Consider the following 19,152-nt stretch of genomic DNA (forward strand, 5'->3'; position numbering starts at 1 on the left):
GCGCTCGTGCCCGCCGTCGGGCCGTGCCAGAGTCGACCGCCATGACGATGTCCCCAGTGGAACAGGTCCGTTGGCAGTGCGACGTGGCCTGGTCGCTCCTCGACTACCACCTCCGGCGGCTCACGGCCGACGACTTCCTCTGGGAGCCGGGCCCCCTGGTCTGGACGATGCACCCGACGGCCGACGGCGGCTGGCGCCCGGACTGGGCGGACACCGAGCCCGAGCCCGTTCCGGTGCCCACGATCGGCTGGCTGAGCTGGCATCTGGGCTGGTGGTGGAGCACGGCCCGGGACCACGCGCTGGGGCGCACGCCCCCGGCGCGCGAGGAGGTCCGATGGCCGGGGCCCGGGGAACCCACCGTGGCCTGGCTGCGGTCGCTGCGAGAGGACTGGACGAACGTCCTGGACGGCGCCGACGAGGCCGACCTCGCCGCCCCGGTCGCGTTCCCCTGGCCGGCCGACGCCGGGCAGACGCGCGCCCACCTGTTGGCCTGGGTCACCGTCGAACTGACCAAGAACGCCAGCGAGATCGGTCAGCTCCGCCTGCTCCGCGCGGCGGCGCGCTGACTCAGCGGACGGCGCCCCAGGGGCGGTGCCGGCACCCGGCCCGTGCGCAGCCGCCGTCCGAGGGGTGCGATCGGTAGACGTAGGTCGGGAAGTCCTCCTCCGCCATGAACAGGGTGTCGTCGAGATCGGGCTGGGCCGGAAAGGACGGATCGCGGTCCATGAAGGCCCAGAGCGGGCTCCCGGCCGGCATCCCGCTCATGGGCCCGATCCGGCGGACGACCCAGGGCAGATGGTTCGCCGACCAGACCCGGTCACCCACGCCCACACGACGACCGTCCCTGGTCAGGAAGCGCTTGGCCATGGTGGGTCCCCCCCCCGTTCGCCCGTCTCTCGGCACGGGGATGACTACCCGGCGCCGCGCGCCCAACGCGCGGTGGGGGGCTGCGTGTACGGCGTGTACGGCGTGCGCGCCGGCGCGCGAGGGGCGCGCTATCCCGGCTCCCCGCCGTACACGCCGGCGCGCGCCGCCGCCACGGCGGCGGCGACCGCGCGGTCGGCCGTCGCCTCGTCGAGCGGGTCGCCGCTGGCCAGCAGCCGGTAGTAGAGCGGCGCCGAGACCGCGCGGATCACCTCGTCGGCGTCGGTGCCCGCCGGGACCTCGCCCCGTTCCACCGCCGCCACCACGCAGGGCGCCCACTCCGCGACCCGCACCCGGTAGAAGCGGCGCAGCGCCTCCGCCGCCCGCTCGTCGCAGGCCGCCGCCGCGATGACCGCGCGGAAGAGCGGGCCCTGGCGCGGATCGGTCAACGTCCGGCACACCAGCCGCGCGTTGGCCCGCAGGTCCTCCCGCAGCGAGCCGGTGTCGGTCCGGGGCAGCGAGGTCTCCGCCATCTCGGCGAGCAGGTCGACGACGAGCCCGGTCGGATTCCCCCACCTGCGGTAGACGGTGGTGCGGCCGACCTCCGCGCGGCGGGCGATCTCGCCGAGGTCGAGCCGGTCGAAGCCGTGCTCCACCAACGCGTCCCCGGTGGCGCGCAACACCGCCGCGCGCACCCGCGCCGTGCGCCCGCCCGGGCGCACGGCCCCGGGCTCCCGGCGCGCGGACGCCCCTCGTTCCGCCATAACGGGACTCCAGTTCCATTAGTGCCGGTCTCTGTGCTAGCTTCGCTCTCGCATCCTAATGGAACGGCAGACCCGTTAAGCGTTGTCGCGGGGACCGCCCGCCCCACGAGAGGAACCACCATGGACCACCGCACACTCGGCGCATCCGGGCTCCGCGTTCCCGAACTCAGCTTCGGCACCGGCACGTTCGGCGGCCGGGGCGAACTCTTCGGCGCCTGGGGCGACACCGACGTCCGCCAGGCCCGCCGCCTGGTCGACATCTGTCTGGAGGCCGGCGTCACCCTCTTCGACAGCGCCGACGTCTACTCCGACGGCGCCGCCGAGGAGGTGCTCGGCGCCGCGATCAGGGGCCGCAGGGACCGGGTGTTGATCTCCACCAAGGCCGGCCTGCCGCTCGGCGAGGGCCCCGGCGACGCCGGCACCTCCCGGGCCCGCCTGATCACCTCGGTCGATGCCGCCCTGCGCCGCCTGGGCACCGACCACATCGACATCTTCCAGCTCCACGCCTTCGACGCCGCCACGCCGGTCGACGAGGTGCTGGCCACCCTGGACGACCTGGTCCGCGCCGGCAAGATCCGCTACCCCGGCGTCTCCAACTTCTCCGGCTGGCAGCTGATGAAGTCCCTGGCCGCCGCCGACCGCCACGGCCGCGCCCGCTATGTCGCCCACCAGGTCTACTACTCGCTGGTCGGCCGGGACTACGAGTGGGAGCTGATGCCGCTGGCCCGGGACCAGGGCGTCGGCGCCCTGGTGTGGAGCCCGTTGGGCTGGGGCCGCCTCACCGGCGCCGTCGGCCGGGGCCGGCCGGTGCCCGAGGGCAGCCGGCTGCACCGCACCGCCCGGTTCGGCCCGCCCGTCGACGACGAACGGCTCTACCGGGTGACCGACGTGCTCGACGAACTCGCCGAGGAGACCGGCCACACCGTCCCGCAGATCGCGATCAACTGGCTGCTGCGCCGCCCCACCGTCTCCTCCGTGATCATCGGCGCCCGCGACGAACGCCAGCTCAGGGACAACCTCGGCGCTGTCGGCTGGTCCCTCACCCCCGAGCAGGTCGCCCGCCTCGACGCGGCCAGCTCCGGCACCGCCCCCTACCCGTACTATCCCTACCGCGCTCAGGAGGGCTTCGCCCGCCTCAACCCCCCGCTCGCCGGCTGACGTTGCCCGCCGGCCCCGACGCAGCCCGCCGCGCCCAAGCCGCCCACTGCCCAAGCCGCCCGGGCCGACCCCGCCCAAGCCGCCCGCCGCCCGTTCAACCCGCCCGTTCGGCCCCGCCGGGTCGCGCCTCCCGCCGCAGGCCGGGGGCGTGCCCGGCCCGGCCCGGTGCGACACTGCCCCCATGAACGCGCACGACTCGGACGCACCAGCTGCCCCCTCCACCACCCTCTCGACACCGGCCGCGCCGGCGGCCCCGTCCGCAGGAGCGGCGGGCACCTGGCGGCTCGGTGACCACACCGTCAACCGACTCGGCTTCGGCGCCATGCGCCTGCCCAGCCGCGCCGCGCTTCAGCCCGGCCTGCCCTCCCGCGACCGGGAGACGGCGATACGCGTGCTGCGCACCGCCGTTGACCTCGGGGTCAACCACATCGACACGGCCGCGTTCTACTTCTCCCCGCTGCGTTCGGCCAACGAGCTGATCAACACCGCGCTCGCGCCCTACCCCGACGAGCTGCTGATCGTGACCAAGGTCGGCCCGGGGCGCGAGCCCGGCGGCCGCTGGGTGCCCTGGGCCCGCCCGGAGCAGCTGCGCGGCCAGGTCGAGGAGAACCTCCGCCAACTGGGTCGCGACCACCTCGACGTGGTCAACCTCCGGGTCAACGGGGAGACCGACATCGTCGAGCACTTCGGCGCGTTGGCCGACCTCCGGCGGGCCGGCCTGATCCGCCATCTCGGGCTCTCCAACGTCGGGCCCGAACTCCTCGCCCAGGCCGCGCCCATCGCCCCGGTGGTCTGCGTGCAGAACCGGTACAGCCTCGCCGAACACACCGCCGCCCAGGACGAGATGCTGCGGCTCTGCGCCGAACGCGGCATCGCCTTCGTGCCGTTCTTCGCCATCGCCGGCGAGGGCCGCGAGAGCGGCGCCAGCCCCGACCAGGCCAGCCCCGACCAGGCCAGCCCCGACCGCCGCGAGGCTGAGATCACCGAGATCGCCACGGCGCACGGCGCGACCCCCGCCCAGATCCGCCTGGCCTGGACCCTCCACCAGGGACCCCACGTCCTGGCCATCCCCGGCACCGGCGACCCCGCTCACCTGGCGGAGAACGTGGCCGCCGCCGCCATCAGGCTCACCCCCGACGAACTGGCCCGGCTGGCCGCCCCCGCCACGCCCTGAACACGGGCAGCCGTCAACCGGACGCGGGGCGGTCGTTCACCGCACGAGCCGCGTCGTCGCCGGTGCGGCGATCGCGAACTCCCGCTCCAGCACGGCCCGCACGTCCTCCTCGCCCGCCAACTCCCGTGTGAACACCCGCCCGTCGTCCCGCGTCTCGGTCAACCGGCGTTCGTCCAGGGCGAGATGACCGGTGCCCGTGGTGCGCCGCACGGTCAGTCGCCAGCTGAACGGGGAACGCGGGTTGGTCGCCACATGCCAGTTCATGACCTCCAGGTCCGCCGGCACGAAGGGTTCCACGGTGAACGCGTACTGGTCGACCCACCCGCCGCCCGACCACGCCCGCAGGACCCACAGCTCCAGCGGTCCCTCGTGCTCCACCGTGACCAGGCGGTGCCGACGCGGCCCCACGCGGAACTCGACGTCGGCTCGCAGCGGCACCGCCTCCAGCAGGCCGGCCACATCGCCGTAGCCGACGTCGGCCAGGTACGGCCGCGGGTCACCCGGGACCCGCACCAGCAGCACCGCATGGGTGCGCGGCCGGCGCGTGAGGCTGTCGGCGCCGACCACGACCCGGCCGACCAGCAGCGTCACCGCGAACCCCAGCCGCTCCAGGGCCATGGCCAGCAGCGTGTTCTGCTCGTAGCAGTAGCCGCCACGGCGCTCGTGCAGCAACTTCCGCACCAGGGCGGCGGGTTCGAGCGAGGGCGCGGTCCCGCCGAGGGCGTCCAGGTTCTCGAACGGTATGGCCCGCAGATGCGCCGCGTGCACGCCCCGGAGCGTCGCCACGTCCGCCCGCGCCGCCCCGCGCCAGCCGATCCGGGCGAGATAGGCGTCGAGGTCGAACGGCGTGGTTGTCTCGGCCGCCGGCGCCGGGGGAGAAGTCGGAGTCGAAGCTGTGCTCATGCCCCGAACGTAACGACCCGCGCCCCGCCCCGTCGTTGGCCCGGGGAACGAACCCGCCCGGGCCTCTCGTCCTACGCCGTTGGCCCCGGTCGCGGGCGCCCGCGCGCACCCGGGCCGGGGTAAGGATCGGCAAAGCCGAGGAAAGGACCGGGTAAAGAATGAGCCGGCCACGGGAGTTGGGCCGGCCGGCCGGGAGGCGCGCGGAACGGCGCGGGCAGGCCGTTCGCGCCGCCTCCGCTCCCGGCCGCCGGCGTGCACGCGGGGCGGGCGTCGAAAAACCCGGTGCCGCCGGCTTCTGGACCGCCGGCCGGCGGCGGGCTACCGTCAAGCGCTATGGGAGCGCTCCCATGTCGTGTCGGTCGGGACACCGCGCGGCATGGCCGCCAGCCGCACCGCCCCCACACGGAGCAGGAGTTGGACATGACGTCATCCCCCACCGACACCTCGGCACGCCCTCCCGAGCCCGGCCCCGCCGCGCCCGCGGCCCCCACGCGTCGCCGTTGGCGCACCCCGGCGACGGTCGCGGCCGCCCTGGCGCTGGTCGCCGCCGGCGCCACCACCGCGCTGGGCAGCGGGACGGACGGGAGGCAGGGCGCTGGCCCCTCGGCCGAGTGCACCACGGACGGCTTCTGCGAGGACTTCGAGGCGATGGCCGGCGGCGACCCGTCCGGCCGGTGGGCCGTGGAGACCCGCGACTGTTCGGGCCTGGGTACGGCGACCGTCGACACCACGGTGGGCCACGAGGGCAGCCAGTCGCTCCGGATCGACGGCGCCGACGGCTACTGCAACCATGTCTTCGCCGCCACCGACCTCGCCGACGTGGACACCTCGGCCGGCCTCTATGTGCGCTTCTGGGTCCGCCACACCACCGAACTCCCCATGCAGCACGTCACGTTCATGGCGATGGAGGACGTCAACGACAACTCCCGCGACCTGCGGATGGGCGGCCAGAACGCGGCGCTCCAGTGGAACCGGGAGTCCGACGACGCCACGCTGCCCGCCCAGAGTCCGGCCGGCGTGGCGCTGAGCGCCCCGCTTCCGGTGGACGAGTGGTCCTGCCTGGAGTTCCAACTCGACGGCCAGAACGGCCTGTTGGAGACCTGGCTCAACGGCGAGCCGGTGGAGGGCCTGGTGGTGGACGGCGAGCCCACGCAGGACGTGGACCAGCAGTGGCTCAGCCGCGCCGGCTGGGCGCCCGACGTGGCCGACCTGCGCCTGGGCTGGGAGAGCTACGGCCAGGGCGCGGACACCCTGTGGTACGACGACATCGCCGTCGGCACCACCCGCACCGGCTGCTGACACCCCCCTGAACGCGGCCGTCCGGGACTGGCGGTGGCACCCATCCCGGACGGCCGTCTCCAACTGCGCTCAGGCGCGCGGGAGTTCGACGAGCGCGTCGGCCTCGCCCAGCACCCAGGGCTCGTGGGCGACCAGCAGCAGGGTGCGGCGGCGGGTGCGCAGGTTCGTCCACAGGGCGCGCGCGGTGTCGATGTCCAGGCCGGCCAGGGGATCGTCGAGCACCAGCAACTCCGGGTCCCGCAACAGGAGTCGGGCCAGGGCCACCCGGCGCACCTGGCCGCCTGAGAGGCGCTGTCCGCGCGGCCCGACGACCGTCTCCAGGCCGTCCGGCATCCGGGCCAGGTCGTCGGCCAGCAGGGCCAGCCGGACGGCGGCCCGCACGGCGTGCTCGTCTGCCGCCCGGCCGAGCAGGACGTTCTCCCGCAGGGTGCCGCTGAACAGCCTGGCGTCCTGGGGCAGATACCCGCACCGGGGCGGAACGAGGAACTCCTGCGGCCGGTCGATCCGTTGCCCGTTCCAACACAGCTCCCCCTCGGTGGGCGGGAGTTGGCCGGCGAACAGCCGGAGCAGGGTGCTCTTGCCGGCGCCCACCGGGCCGGTGACCACGGTCACCGAGCCGGCGGTCAGCGTCAGGTCGACGTCGCTCAGGGCCCGTTGGCCGTCCGCGTGGCGGTAGCCGAGCCCGGTCGCGGCGAGCCGTTCCAGCGGGGAACGGGGCGGCGGGGGAGCGGGCGGCGGCGGCTCGGCGCGCAGATGGACGGGCGCCGGCGTCACCAACCGGGCCGGCCCGTCGCCGAGTTGGGCCAGGCGGTCGAGTGATACCCCGGCCTGCCTGATCCGGCCGGGGAGGGTGCCCAGGGTGTGCACGGCCTCCGTGACGAACGGCAGATAGGCCAGGAAGAGCGCCAGGTCGCCCAGCGAGAACCGGCCGGCCCGCATCTGCCCGGCGACCAGCAGCAGCACGGCCCCGGTGCCCAGCGCCGTGGTGGCCCGCAGCACGGCCCCCTGGAGCGAGGTGAGGACCTCGTCCCGCACCGCCGCCCGCCGGCGGACCGCGTTCGCCACGGCCAGCCGCGCGACCACCCGTTCCTCCGCCCGGCCAGCGCGCACCGTCGCCAGCCCGCCGACGATCTCCGCGACCCGGGTGCCGACCTCGCCGGCGGCGGCCCGGCTGGCCGCCCGGTGCCGCTCCACAGGGCCGCCCAGCGCCCGGCCCACCGCCGTGACCAGCGCGATCAGCGCGACCAGCGCCAGCGTGGCCCGCACGTCGGTCGCCCACAGCACGGCCACGGCAGCGCCGGCCACCAGCAGGCGCGCTACGTTGGACGCCGACCAGATGGCGAAGACGCCCACCTCGTCGGCGTCGCCGCCGAGCCTGCTGACCACCTCGCCGGTCGGGTGGCGCGGCGCGGCGCCCGCCGGCCGGGCGAGGAGCGCGGCCAGCACCCGGTCCTGGAGCCCGGCGCGCACGGTGTAGGTGTACTCGGGCTCCAGCCTCGGCAGCACCAGCCCGTACCAGAGGGCCAGCCGCGCCGCCTCGTTGACCGCCAACAGCCCCGCCCACAGCGGAATATGACCCCAGTCACCGGACCCGTCCGCCAGCGCGTCGAGGGCCGCCTGGAGGAGCAGCCCGGTCAGCAGCAGGGTGGTTCTCAGCAGCGTCCAGCAGGCGCCCAGCAGCAGTTGGGGGCCGGGGCGGGCGGCGAGCAGCCGCAGCAGATGGCGGGTCACCTGGTCAACTCCCCGGCCGCCAGGCGGCGGCTGAACTCCGAGTCCGGATCGTCCAACAGCGCGGCGCGCGGGCCGTGTTCGACCAGTCGGCCGTCCGCCAGCACGGCCACCTCGTCGGCCGTGCGCACCGTGTCCAGCTGGTGGGCGACCAGCACGGCGGTCCGCCCGGCCAACAGCCGCTCGGTCGCCGCGTGCAGGGCGCCGCGGCCGGCGGGGGAGAGCCGGGAGGTCGGTTCGTCGAGCACCACCAGCGCCGGGTCGGTGATCAACACCCGTGCCAGCGACAGAAGTTGCGCCTCGCCCTCGGACAGCGGCCGCCCGCCGGCGCCGAGTCGGGTGGACAACCCGTCGGGCAGCGCGTCCAGCCAGCCGCCGAGCCCCACCTCCCGTACCGCCACCCTGATCTGACGGTCACTCATCCGCGCGTCGAACAGGGAGACGTTGTCCCTGACCGTGGCGTGGAAGATCCGCACCTCCTGGGGGACCAGGCCGACCCGGCGGCGCACCGAGTCGCCGGACAGCCCGCGCAGGTCGTGGCCGTCGAGGAGGACGCGGCCCGAGGTCGGGTCGGCGAACCGGAAGAGCAGTCCGGCCAGGGTGCTCTTGCCCGAGCCGGTGCGGCCCAGGAGCGCCAGCCGCCGGCCGGGCGCGAGCCGCAGCGTGACGCCGTCGAGCGCCGGCCGCTCGCCGGGCGCGTAGCGGAACGTGACCTCCTCCAGCGCCACGCCCAGGGCGCCGCCGGCCGGCCGGGGCAGCCGCCCGGGCCCGTCGAGCACGCTCGGGCGTTCCGCCAGCAGTTCGGCGACGCGCTGCCAGGCGCCCAGCGCCTGTTGCAGGTCGTGCGCCTGGTGGGCGATGTGCAGCAGCGGCAGCTGGAGCATCCCGGCGTAGGCGATCAGCACATAGGCGCCGCCCAGCGAGAGGTGCCCGCCCAGGTGCAGCGCGGCGCCGGCCAGCAGGGCCAGCAGCAGCCCGGCCGAGGCGAGGCCCTGGGCGGCGGCCGGCCAGCGCACGCCCAGCGTGATCGCGTGCCGCGCGACGGTGAGCAGGGCGGCGGCGTCCCGCCAGAACGCCCGCCGCGCCACGTCGTTCGCCCCCGCGCCCCGCAGGTCGGGCAGCCCGTCGACATGTTCGGCCACCCGCCCCAACAGCGCGGCGGAGGCGGCCCGTTGGGCCGTCGCGGCCGGGACGGCGCCACGCGTCAGCCGGCGCAGCAGCACCACGCCGCCGCCGACCAGCGGCACGTAGCCGAGGGCCACCCGCCAGTCGGTGGCCAGCAGCGCGACGCCGATGCCGAGCAGCAGCAGCCCGTTGGCGACGAGCAGCGGAACCATCCGGGAGAAGAGGTTCGCCAGTCGCCCGACGTCCCCGTCGATCCGGTCCACCAACGCGCCCGGCGGGTGCCGTTGGGTGAAGGTGAGGTCAAGCCGCAGGCAGTGCCGCACCAGGTCGAGCCGGAGCGCGTTGGTCGCCGACCACGCGACCCGGGCGGCCAGCGCGTCGCCGAGCACCAGCAACGCCTCGGCGAGCAGGGCCAGTCCGGCGAACGCGGCGGCGGCCCACAGTAGCGTCCCCGTCTGCGCTCCATCGGCCGCCCGGTCCACGAACCGCCGCAGCAGCTGGGGCGCCGCGACGGCCACCGCCGTCGAGGCGACCAGCACCAGGCCCAGCAGCGCCAACCGGCCCCGGTGCGGCACGAGATACGGCAACGCGAGGGAGAGCGGACGGGACGGGGCGGGGCTGAGGGCAGGCGGCATCGCGAACGAACTCCAGGCGTGGGGTGGGGGCTTCGGGCCGGGTGGGAGCTTTGGGACGGGGCCCGGAGACCGTACCCGAGTTCGTCCCGTTTCCCACCCGAGCCATGGGGCGCGAGTCGGAGTGGCCGGGGCTTGCCCGAGGGGCCTAGGGCTTGCCTGAGACGGCGTCGTGCACCTGATCGATGGTTTCTGGCCCATCGCCCGTCGCTCAATGGCCAGTTGAGCCGTGCGGGCGTCCGGACCAGGTCAACAGCGGGCAGAATCAGCCACGTAGGCCGACCTGCGGCCGGTTGAAGGGGCACAATGGACCAGACCGTGGCCGACCCGGCCCATTCCCGCGTTCGCGACCTGCGTGGTGAGCCCGGTTCCGGGCCGCTGACCCTCTGCTGGCCGGCCGGACACCGGGTGCTGGTCAGCGGGCTGCCGGGCTGCGGAAAGTCCACGCTGATGGCGCGCGCGACCGGGCCCGGTCGCGTCCCGGGGAGCGTGCAGACCGTCGACTCCCAGGACGTCAGGGCGCGTTGGGACCGACGGCTGGGCGAACGGCTGCCCTACGCGGCCTACCGCCCGCTGGTGCGCCTGGCGCACTACGCCAGGCTGTGGCGCACGCTGCGGCGCCGGGACTCCGTGCTGGTGCACGACTGCGGGCGGGTCCGCTGGGTGCGGGCCTGGCTGGCCTGGCACGCGTGGCGCCGGCGGCGGCCCTACGACCTGCTGCTCTTCGACGTTCCGCCCGAGCAGGCGCTGGCCGGGCAGCGGCGGCGCGGCCGGTCGGTCTCCGCCTACGCGTTCCGCCGTCATCGCCGGGCGCTCACCCGGCTGTTGGCCCGGGTGGAGGCGGGGCGGCTGCCGCCGGGCTGCGGCGCGGTGGTGCTGCTCTCCGCGCCGGTCGCCGCGCGGGCGACCGTGTCGTTCGTGGCCCCGGACGACGCCCCGCCGGGAACGCGGTTCCCGCTGGTCGAACGCTTCTAGCGCCGCCGCCCCGGCTCGGGCAAACGATCGGCAAAGCCCGTCCGAAAGTGACCCGTTGGGGCCCGGCCTGAGCCTGCCCGGGCCGGGCAGGGTTCGGGCGGGGCGCGGCCGGGCCGGGCCGGGGTTCCGCCGGGGCGCGGCCGCTGCCCGGCCCGGGCGACCCGGCGGCCCCGCCGGTCAGCCCTCCGGGACGGCGCGCACCAGCACCAGGGAGCCCAGCCAGCTGGGCCGGTGCCGCAGCTCGCCGTGCCGGGCGTCCCAGCTGCCGTCGTGCAACGCGGCGCGCAGCGCCTCGACATACCGCTCGCGCAGCGCCGGCTCCACAAAGCTCCAGGCCGAACAGGCGTCCCTGGCACCCGGGTCGAGCAGCCGCTCCGGGCGGCCGTAGTACGCCTCGTTGAAGCCGTCGACGCAGTCGAGCGGGATCGGCACCCGCTCCACCGTGGCGCGGCCGCCGAGGACGGCGGTGATCTCCTCGATCGCCGGGTAGCGCCGCGCCTCGGTGTCCAGCACCGACGGGGCGTAGGAGTGCAGCCAGAACTCCCGCACCAGGGCCGGGTCGCAGGTGAGGACGACCACGGGGCCGCGCGCCACCCGGCGCAACTCCCGGAGCCCGGCCGCGAGTTCGTGCCACTGGTGCACGCTGAACGTGGTCATCGCCGCGTCGAAGGCGTCGTCGTCGAACGGCAGGGCCTCGGCGGTGGCGTTCACGGCCGGGGTCAGATGCGGCGGGCGGCGCGCCCGCATCGCGCGGGACGGCTCGACGGCGGTGATCCGGGGCGCGACGGACTCGTACGAGCCGGCGCCCGCGCCGACGTTGACCACGGTCTCCGCCGGGGCGAGGGCGCGGGCGATCGCGTCGGCGATCCGGGGGTCGGGCTGGCGGTAGCGGCTGTAGTCGGCGGCGATGGCACCGTAGTCGGCGTCTCCGGCGCTGCCGTCCCGGGTTTGTTTCGACACGGCACAAAGTCTAGTCCGGGGGCCCCGGATGTCGATGGCGGGCCGTCGGGCGGGCAAGGGACCGGGGGAACGGGCGCGGGCGCCGGCGCGAGGCGCGTGGTCGCGCGCCGGCGCATGTCCCACGCCGGCGCGGGCCGTCAGCTCGTCAGCCCGTAGAGGCGGCGGGCGTTGGCGCCGAAGACCGCCGCGCGCTCGGCGGGGGCCAGCCCGGCGGTCAACTCCCGTGCCGCGCCCAGCACATCCGGGTAGGAGGCGGCGGCAAGACAGACCGGCCAGTCCGACCCGAACAGCAGCCGGCCCGGGCCGAAGGCGTCCAGCGCGACCGCCGCGTACGGGCGCAGCTGGTCCACCGTCCACGCGCCCCACTCCGCCTCGGTCACCAGCCCCGACAGCTTGCAGCTGACCTGCGGCTCGGCGGCCAGCTCGCGCAGCAGGCCGGCCCACGGCTCCAACTGCCCCGCGGCGATGGGCGGCTTGGCCAGATGGTCCAGCACGCAGCGCAGCCCGGGCAGCGCCCGCACCGTCTCGATGGCGGCGGGCAGCTGGTGCGGGAGGACCAGCAGGTCGTAGGCGAGCCCGGCGTCGGCGACCGCCGAAAGGCCCGCGCGGACCTCGGGCCGGCACAGCCACCGGGGGTCGGCCTCGCCCTGCACCAGATGCCGCACCCCGAGCAGCTTCCCGCCGCCCGGGCCGGAGCGCAGCCGCGCCAGGTCCTCGGCCACCGCGCCCGCGCCCGCCGTCAGATCGACCCAGCCGACCACCCCGGCGACCAGCGGCGTCCGCTCGGCGACGGCCAGGAACTCCGCCGTCTCCGCCAGGTCGGGCAGCACCTGCACCAACACCGTTCCGGTCACCCCGGTGCCCGCGACCGCCCCGGTCAACTCGTCGACGCCGAAGGCCCGGTGCAGCTCGGCCATCCCCGACTCCAGGAGCCAGGGCTGCGGCCGGTGCGCGGGGTCCCACAGGTGGTGGTGCGCGTCGATCAGCCCGCCGGAGTCGGTCACCGCGCGGCCCCGCCGTCTCCGACCCCGCCGTCCTCGCCCCGGCCGTCCTCGGCTCCGCCGTCTCCCGTGGCGTCCGCCGCCAGCAGGTCCCACAGCTCCTCGGGGATCTCGGTGGCGGCATGGGCGACGTTCTCGGTGATCTCGCGGGCGTTGCGCGCGCCGAGCACCACCCCGCTGACGGCGGGGTGGCGCAGCGCGAACCGCACGGCGGCGGCCGGCAGCGGCACCCCGAACGCGGCGCAGTGCTCGGCCATCGCGCGCGCCCGGCGGATCAACGGCTCGGGCGCCGGCGCGTAGTCGAACGTCGCGCCGGCGCGCGGGGCGGCCAGGAGCCCGCTGTTGAACACCCCGCCGACCAACACGCCCACGCCGCGCGCCGCGCACGCCGGCAGCAACTCCTCGGCCGCGCTCCGGTCGAGCAGCGAGTAACGGCCGGCGACCAGCACCACGTCCAGGTCCGTCTCCCTGACCAGCCGCGTCAGCATCGCGGTCTGGTTCATCCCGGCGCCGATGGCCCGGACCACGCCCTGGTCGCGCAGCTCGGCCAGCGCCGGATAGGCCTCGGTCAGGGCCTGCTCGCCGTGGTCGTCGGGGTCGTGGAGCAGCACCAGGTCGAAGGCGTCGAGGCCGGAGCGCTCCAGGCTCTCGGTGAGCGAGGCCCGCACCCCGTCGGCGCTGAAGTCCCAGACCCGGGACAGGTCCGTGGGCACGCCGTGGAAGCCCTCGGTGCCCGGCGGCGAGAAGCCGGGGCGCAGCAGGCGGCCCACCTTGGTGGAGACCACGAACTCGTCCCTGGGCCGGTCGGCCAGGAACGCCCCGAGCCGTCGTTCGGCCACGCCGAGCCCGTAGTGGGGTGCGGTGTCGAAGAACCGGACGCCCGCCGCCCAGGCGGCCTCCAGCGTCCGCTCCGCCTCGGCCTCGGTGACCGGGCTGAAGAGCCCGGCCAGCGGGGCGGTGCCCAGGCCGATCCGGCTCACGGTCACTCCCGAGCGCCCCAACGTGGCCCGCCCGCCGGCGATCGCGCCCGTCACGGTGCCACCGCCGGCGCGCACTCTGGCGCGAAGAGCGCGCCGCGCTCCGGTGTGCGGAAGGGGCCGCGCTCCGGCTCCCGCCCCGGCGCGTGCACTGGTCCGCGCGCCCGCGCGGGCACCGATGCGCGTCGCTCGGCGACGGTGAGGCGCCGCCCGTCAGGACGCGGCGGGTCGGGCGCCCGGCGTCGCCCTCGGGGACTCCGAATCTCCGTCATGCCGCTCCTCGCTCTCCGTCGTTGGAACGCCCGTCGCCCCGGCGCCCATTGCCCGGTCGCCGTCCGCCGAGAAGCGGACCGCTGGCCTCCTGGACCGTTCCGCCCCGTCGGCCTCTGCCGTCTCCACGCCCCCGGCGTCGGCCTCGGCGGCCTCGATCGCCCGCTGCGCCTCCAGATGGCGCCGCAGCCAGTGCTCCGTGCTGCTCACATGCATCAGCGCGGTGGCCTGCGCCAGCGCCGCGTCGCCCGCCGCCAGCGCCTGGTAGATGGCCTCGTGCTCGGCGAGGGTCCGCTCCGAGGCGTGCTCGTCGACCAGCGCCCGCCAGATCCGGCCCCGCAGGGTCCGCCCGGAGATCCCGTCGAGCAGCGAGACCAGCGTCTCGTTGCCCGTCGCCGCCAACACCGCCCGGTGGAACGCCGCGTCGTGCTGGACCAGCAGCTCGACGTCGTCCCTGGCGGCCCGCATCGCCTCCAGCTCCCCGGCCACCACGGCCAGCGCCTCCGGCGTCATCCGCTGGGCCGCGAGCCCGGTGGCCACCGGCTCGAACAGCCGGCGGGTCTCGGTGAGTTCGAGCAGGGTCTCGCCGTGCAGCAGCTCGACGGCCACCGCAAGACCCTCCAGCAGCAGCGCGGGTTGCAGGCTGGTGACATAGGTCCCGTCACCCCGGCGGATCTCCAACACCCGGGCGACCACCAGGGCCTTGACGGCCTCGCGCATGAGGTTGCGCGACAGGCCGAGTTCGGCCGCCAGCTGTTGCTCCGGGGGCAGCTTGGCACCCGGCGGCAGCGCGCCGGACCGGATCAGCTCCCGGATGCGGGCGATGGCGTTGTCGGTCAGCGACATCTGCTCAACCTCGCAAGGGCTTTGGACGCCAGGACCCTAACAGAAAGATCCCACCTTCGGCGAGAGGGTGTGATGTCCGGCGCCCCGAGGAAGACTCGTTGAGCCCGATAACCAGCAGTTCTGTGCCCAGGGCTGGACGTCGGGGATCGTCGGGCCTATCAATAGATCCCATGTCTTGGCTCGTTCCGGGGTGGAATCGCCGCCGCCGGAGCCCCGGGACACGACAACCACCACCACCAGCCCGGCAGGCCCCATGACTGAGCAGATCGTCTCGTTGGACGTCTCGGACGTCCGGTTCCCCACCTCGCGGGAACTGGACGGCTCCGACGCCATGAATCCCGAACCCGACTACTCCGCCACCTATGTCACGATCCGCACCGGCGGCGGCGCCGAGGGCCACGGCCTCGCCTTCACCATCGGCCGGGGCAACGAGGTGCAGGCCGCCGCCGTCGCCGCGCTGCGCCCCCTCGTCGTCGGCCGGTCGGTCGCCGAACTCCTCGCCGATCCGGGGGCGTTCCACCGCACGCTGGTCGGCGACGGCCAACTCCGCTGGCTCGGCCCGGCCAAGGGCGTGATCCACATGGCCGCCGCCGCCGTCGACAACGCCCTCTGGGACCTCGCCGGCCGGCTCGCCGGCAAGCCGGTGTGGCGGCTGCTCGCGGAGATGAGCCCCGAACAGCTCGTCTCCCTGGTCGACTTCCGCTATCTGCGGGACGCCCTCACCCCCGAGGAGGCACTCGACATCCTGCGGGGCGCCGCCCCCGGGCGCGCGGAGCGCACCGAGCGCCTCCTGGAGCACGGCTATCCCGCCTACACCACCACCCCCGGCTGGCTCGGCTACACCGACGAGAAGCTGGTCCGGCTCGCCAAGGAGGCCGTTGCCGACGGCTTCCGGCAGATCAAGCTGAAGGTGGGTGCCGACGCCGAGGCCGATCGGCGGCGGCTCGCCTTGGCGCGGGAGGCGGTGGGCCCCGACATCCGCATCGCCATCGACGCCAACCAGGCGTGGGGCGTGGCCGAGGCCATCGACTGGCTGCGCCCGCTGACCCCGTTCGACCCGTACTGGATCGAGGAACCCACCTCGCCCGACGACATCCTGGGCCATGCCGCCATCCGCCGCGCCGTCGCCCCGATCCGGGTGGCCACCGGCGAACACTGCCAGAACCAGGTGATGTTCAAGCAGCTGCTCCAGGCCGGCGCGATCGACGTGCTCCAGCTCGACGCGTCCCGCGTGGCCGGCGTCACGGAGAACGTCGCGATCCTGCTGCTGGCCGCCAGGTTCGGCGTCCCCGTGTGCCCGCACGCCGGAGGCGTGGGCCTGTGCGAGATGGTGCAGCACCTCGCCATGTTCGACTATGTGGCGGTCAGCGGGACCACCGAGAACCGGGTCATCGAGTACGTCGACCACCTCCACGAACACTTCACCGCTCCGGTCACCGTGCGTAACGGACACTACCGCGCGCCACTGACACCGGGCCTCGGCGCCGAGCTGCACCCCGAGTCGATCGCCGCGCACCGCTACCCCGACGGCCCGGTCTGGAGGGAGCTTTCGTGAGCCCGCACCCCAACCCACCCGACGCCGGGCGCCCGTTCGCCGGCCTGACCGCCCTGGTCACCGGCGGCGCCTCCGGCATCGGGCTGGCCACCGCCACCCTGCTGTCCGAACGCGGCGCGCGCGTCGCCTGCCTCGACCTCAACCCCGAGGTGCCCGAGCCGCTGCTCGGCCTGGCGGCCGACGTGACCGACGACGCCTCGGTGCGGCGCGCGGTCTCGGCCGCCGCCGAGGCGCTCGGCGGCGTGGACATCCTGGTGAACAACGCGGGCATCGGCGCCGCCGGCACCATCGAGGACAACCCGGACGAGGAGTGGCACCGGGTCCTCGACGTCAACCTGTTGGGCGTCGTGCGCGTGACCCGCGCCGCGCTGCCCTGGCTGCGCCGCTCCTCGGCCGCCGCGATCGTCAACACCTGCTCGGTCGCGGCCACCACGGGGCTGCCCGACCGGGCGCTCTACTCGGCGACCAAGGGCGCGCTGTTGGCCCTGACCAGGGCCACCGCCGCCGATCTGCTGCCGCAGGGCATCCGGGTCAACTGCGTCAACCCCGGCACCGTGGACACCCCCTGGGTGGGACGGCTGCTGGCCGCGGCCGACGACCCGGCGGCGGAACGCGCGGCCCTGGAGGCGCGCCAGCCCACCGGGCGGCTGGTCGCGGCGGTCGAAGTGGCCGAGGCCATCGCGCAGTTGGCCGGCCCTGGCGCCGGCGCGGTGACCGGCACCGCGCTCCCCGTCGACGGCGGAATGCACAGCCTGCGCCTGCGTACGCCCCGCTGAGCGCACGCCCCCCGGGGCCCGCACACCCCGGGGGGACGCGGCACAACCCCGTTGCCCCACCCGTCCCCGAGCCGGTGGGATGGGCGGATGACCAGCCAGACGACCAGCCAGACGACCAGCAACGGAAACGAGCCGGCCGCCCGACCCGAACACCCCGAAGGGGCCGCGACCGCCGACCACATCACCCGCAACCGAACCCACTGGGACGACGAACGCGCCGCCTACCACGCCCCGTTGGCCCGGGCCCACTGGGAGCAGCGCGAAGCCACCTGGGGCCTGTGGGCGACCCCCGAGTCCCGGGCCCGGCTGATCCCCGAGGACATTTCGGGGAGGGATGTGGTCGAACTCGGCTGCGGAACGGGCTATGTGTCCGCCTGGCTGGCCAGGATGGGAGCACGTCCGGTCGGAGTCGATCTCTCGGCCGCGCAGTTGGCGACCGCCCGCGCCCTGCGGGCGGAGTTCGGCCTGGACATCGCGCTGCTGCTGGCGGACGCCGAGCGGCTGCCGCTGCGCGGCGGCAGGTTCGCGCTGGCGATCAGCGACTACGGGGCCTCGCTCTGGTGTGACCCACACCGGTGGATACCGGAGGCCGCCCGGCTGCTGGAGCCCGGTGGGCGGCTGGCGTTCAGCCGGCGCTCCCCGTTCTTCGCCGCCTGCCGGCCCGAGGAGGGGCCGGCGGGCGAGCGGCTGTTGCGTCCCTACTTCGGCGGCCACCGGCTGCCGCACGGCGGCGGCGTCGAGTTCACACTCCCGCACGGCGACCTGATCCGGCTGCTGCGGGAGAACGGCTTCACCGTGGACGACCTGATCGAGGTCCCCGCGCCCGAGGCCGACGCGCGCGACTACCCGGAGGTCGCCGCCGCCTGGGCCAGGCAGTGGCCAAGCGAGGAACTGTGGAAGGCCACCCTCACCGGCTGAGGAACGGGCGCGAGGCGCGCGGAGCGGGCGGGCGAGGCGGGCAAAGCGGTCGGGCGGAGCGTCAACTCTCCCGCCAACCCAGCTTGATCAGCTGGTTCCTGGCCTCCTCCGCCACCTCCTCGTCGGCGACGACGTCGTAGTGGGCGGCGACGATCCGGCTGCGCGAGGCGAAGTCGCGCTGGCCTCCCGTCATCGCCTGGCCCACGAAGCCGAGGATCGCCCCGAAGATCGCGCCATAGACCACACCGCTGAGGATCAGCAACACGACGCTGGCCCCGCTCTCCGCGAAGAGCGACAGCAGCAGTCCCACGAGCAGGCCGAACCAGGCGCCGGCCCCGGCCCCGGCGCCGGCCGCCCTGCCCCGGGTCAGCCGGCCGAGCACCGTCTCCACCATGCGCAGGTCCGTGCCCACGATGGCGGTCCGCTCCACGGGGAAGCGGTTGTCGGAGAGGAAGTCCACGGCCCGCTGGGCGCGCGGGTAGTCGGGGTAGGAACCCACCACCGGCCGGCCGGCGGCCGCGCTCGCGTCCTCGACCGGGACCTGCTGGAACATCGACATCCGGGACATCGGACGGCTCCCTTCCCGTTGCGCTTCCCGAACGCCCCGGGTACCCGCCCGCCGGCCGGACTACCCTGACCCCGGCCGGCGGCCCCCGTTCCGCCCGAGGTCAGTCGCCCTCGGGCAGGGTGTAGCCGAACGTGTAGGGAACGTCCTTGGTACCGGCCCGGTAGACGAAGCCGCCCGCCCCGGTCAGCCCGGCCAGCTCGCCCGTGCCGCTGCCGGGCACCACGGTGAGTTCGCAGGTCACCGAGCCGTCCTCGGTGAAGGAGCCGCGCTCCTCCAGGGCGAAGCTGCCGGCCCGGCCGTCCACCGTGCCGGTCAGCGACTCCAGCCCGGTGAAGCTGCCCACCTGCCCGTGGGTGTAGACGATCGCGTAGTGACAGAACGTGTCCGCCGCCTCCACGCCGCCGGAGAAGTGGTTGGTGACCGTGGCCTGGGCGAGCCGGGGACCCTCGGCGCCCTCGGGGGTGAGCGCGCGCTCCTGCCAGTCGGCAGAGGAGAAGGTGCCGGTGAGCTGGTGTGTGTGGGCGGTGCTGGCCTGGTCGATCGAGGTGCTGGGCACAGTATTCTCCTGGTCTTTCCGAACGCAGAGCGATTTGCCGAAAGTGCGCGGAACTGCCCGTTTCGCGCTGTGCAGTGACCACTCTCATCGCCGTACCTGACAT

General features: G+C 75.1%; 18 protein-coding genes and 1 pseudogene. 8 read left to right on the forward strand and 11 right to left on the reverse strand.

The genetic code is table 11. From position 1 onward, the window contains the following. The first annotated feature begins 41 nt into the window (after positions 1 to 41). Positions 42 to 566 carry a DinB family protein gene (locus FH609_RS10335; RefSeq protein WP_139666775.1) on the forward strand — a complete coding sequence of 175 codons (525 nt, stop codon included), beginning with the start codon at positions 42 to 44 and terminating at the stop codon, positions 564 to 566. Between the two features lies 1 nt (position 567). On the opposite strand, the gene FH609_RS10340 is transcribed toward FH609_RS10335, so the two are convergent. Further along, complete coding sequence (locus FH609_RS10340; RefSeq protein WP_139666774.1) at positions 568 to 867, reverse strand: hypothetical protein; 300 nt, start codon at positions 865 to 867, stop codon at positions 568 to 570. A 128-nt stretch (positions 868 to 995) separates the two neighbouring features. After that, positions 996 to 1,628 carry a TetR/AcrR family transcriptional regulator gene (locus FH609_RS10345; RefSeq protein WP_139666773.1) on the reverse strand — a complete coding sequence of 211 codons (633 nt, stop codon included), beginning with the start codon at positions 1,626 to 1,628 and terminating at the stop codon, positions 996 to 998. 120 nt (positions 1,629 to 1,748) lie between these two features. On the opposite strand from FH609_RS10345, the gene FH609_RS10350 reads away from it, so the two are divergent. Both FH609_RS10350 and FH609_RS10355 read left to right on the forward strand, forming a co-directional pair. Beyond that, on the forward strand, positions 1,749 to 2,786 hold the full coding sequence (locus FH609_RS10350; RefSeq protein ID WP_139666772.1) for an aldo/keto reductase: 1,038 nt from the start codon (positions 1,749 to 1,751) through the stop codon (positions 2,784 to 2,786). Between the two features lie 181 nt (positions 2,787 to 2,967). Beyond that, complete coding sequence (locus FH609_RS10355; protein WP_139666771.1) at positions 2,968 to 3,960, forward strand: aldo/keto reductase; 993 nt, start codon at positions 2,968 to 2,970, stop codon at positions 3,958 to 3,960. A 36-nt stretch (positions 3,961 to 3,996) separates the two neighbouring features. Here the strand turns inward: FH609_RS10355 and FH609_RS10360 are convergent, their stop codons facing one another. After that, positions 3,997 to 4,863 (reverse strand): arylamine N-acetyltransferase family protein, encoded by an 867-nt coding sequence (locus tag FH609_RS10360; RefSeq protein WP_139666770.1) that lies wholly within the window; start codon positions 4,861 to 4,863, stop codon positions 3,997 to 3,999. Positions 4,864 to 5,283: 420 nt separating this feature from the next. Here FH609_RS10360 and FH609_RS10365 point away from each other — a divergent pair, with 420 nt between their 5' ends. Beyond that, entirely contained in the window at positions 5,284 to 6,162 is an 879-nt protein-coding gene (locus FH609_RS10365) for a hydrolase (RefSeq protein WP_193317824.1), read from the forward strand. A 69-nt stretch (positions 6,163 to 6,231) separates the two neighbouring features. Here FH609_RS10365 and FH609_RS10370 read toward each other — a convergent pair whose 3' ends face one another. Together FH609_RS10370 and FH609_RS10375 are read right to left on the reverse strand one after the other, a co-directional pair. Then, on the reverse strand, positions 6,232 to 7,893 hold the full coding sequence (locus FH609_RS10370; protein ID WP_139666769.1) for an ATP-binding cassette domain-containing protein: 1,662 nt from the start codon (positions 7,891 to 7,893) through the stop codon (positions 6,232 to 6,234). Beyond that, positions 7,890 to 9,650, reverse strand: coding sequence for an ABC transporter ATP-binding protein (locus tag FH609_RS10375; protein WP_193317823.1), 1,761 nt, complete (start codon positions 9,648 to 9,650; stop codon positions 7,890 to 7,892). The genes FH609_RS10370 and FH609_RS10375 overlap by 4 nt, the downstream gene beginning before the upstream one ends. A gap of 303 nt (positions 9,651 to 9,953) precedes the next feature. Between FH609_RS10375 and FH609_RS10380 the strand changes: the two genes are divergently transcribed. Further along, positions 9,954 to 10,622 carry an AAA family ATPase gene (locus FH609_RS10380; protein WP_139666767.1) on the forward strand — a complete coding sequence of 223 codons (669 nt, stop codon included), beginning with the start codon at positions 9,954 to 9,956 and terminating at the stop codon, positions 10,620 to 10,622. A 177-nt stretch (positions 10,623 to 10,799) separates the two neighbouring features. Here the strand turns inward: FH609_RS10380 and FH609_RS10385 are convergent, their stop codons facing one another. The 4 genes and pseudogenes from FH609_RS10385 to FH609_RS10400 form a co-directional block, all read right to left on the reverse strand. Further along, complete coding sequence (locus tag FH609_RS10385) at positions 10,800 to 11,582, reverse strand: class I SAM-dependent methyltransferase (RefSeq protein ID WP_139666766.1); 783 nt, start codon at positions 11,580 to 11,582, stop codon at positions 10,800 to 10,802. Between the two features lie 137 nt (positions 11,583 to 11,719). Continuing rightward, a complete protein-coding gene (locus tag FH609_RS10390) occupies positions 11,720 to 12,586 on the reverse strand; it encodes an amidohydrolase family protein (RefSeq protein WP_226961543.1) in 867 nt (288 codons plus the stop codon). Then, positions 12,583 to 13,617, reverse strand: coding sequence for an aldo/keto reductase (locus FH609_RS10395; protein ID WP_226961544.1), 1,035 nt, complete (start codon positions 13,615 to 13,617; stop codon positions 12,583 to 12,585). The genes FH609_RS10390 and FH609_RS10395 overlap by 4 nt, the downstream gene beginning before the upstream one ends. Positions 13,618 to 13,998: 381 nt before the next feature. After that, positions 13,999 to 14,676, reverse strand: a pseudogene (locus FH609_RS10400) (FadR/GntR family transcriptional regulator); the annotation flags it as partial. A gap of 253 nt (positions 14,677 to 14,929) precedes the next feature. Between FH609_RS10400 and FH609_RS10405 the strand changes: the two are divergent. The 3 genes from FH609_RS10405 (at position 14,930) to FH609_RS10415 (ending at position 17,925) form a co-directional block, all read left to right on the forward strand. Beyond that, positions 14,930 to 16,231, forward strand: coding sequence for an enolase C-terminal domain-like protein (locus tag FH609_RS10405; protein WP_139666764.1), 1,302 nt, complete (start codon positions 14,930 to 14,932; stop codon positions 16,229 to 16,231). Beyond that, positions 16,228 to 17,007 carry an SDR family NAD(P)-dependent oxidoreductase gene (locus FH609_RS10410; protein ID WP_139666763.1) on the forward strand — a complete coding sequence of 260 codons (780 nt, stop codon included), beginning with the start codon at positions 16,228 to 16,230 and terminating at the stop codon, positions 17,005 to 17,007. The genes FH609_RS10405 and FH609_RS10410 overlap by 4 nt, the downstream gene beginning before the upstream one ends. 87 nt (positions 17,008 to 17,094) lie before the next feature. Continuing rightward, entirely contained in the window at positions 17,095 to 17,925 is an 831-nt protein-coding gene (locus FH609_RS10415; protein ID WP_139666762.1) for a class I SAM-dependent methyltransferase, read from the forward strand. A 61-nt stretch (positions 17,926 to 17,986) separates the two neighbouring features. Here the strand turns inward: FH609_RS10415 and FH609_RS10420 are convergent, their stop codons facing one another. Together FH609_RS10420 and FH609_RS10425 are read right to left on the reverse strand one after the other, a co-directional pair. After that, positions 17,987 to 18,493, reverse strand: coding sequence for a general stress protein (locus FH609_RS10420; RefSeq protein ID WP_226961545.1), 507 nt, complete (start codon positions 18,491 to 18,493; stop codon positions 17,987 to 17,989). 100 nt (positions 18,494 to 18,593) lie between these two features. Further along, positions 18,594 to 19,049 carry a DUF3224 domain-containing protein gene (locus FH609_RS10425; protein ID WP_226961546.1) on the reverse strand — a complete coding sequence of 152 codons (456 nt, stop codon included), beginning with the start codon at positions 19,047 to 19,049 and terminating at the stop codon, positions 18,594 to 18,596. Positions 19,050 to 19,152 lie beyond the last annotated feature (103 nt).

Origin of the sequence: Streptomyces sp. 3MP-14 (assembly GCF_006334905.2) — a bacterium.
In the GTDB taxonomy this organism is placed as follows: domain Bacteria; phylum Actinomycetota; class Actinomycetes; order Streptomycetales; family Streptomycetaceae; genus Streptomyces; species Streptomyces triticirhizae.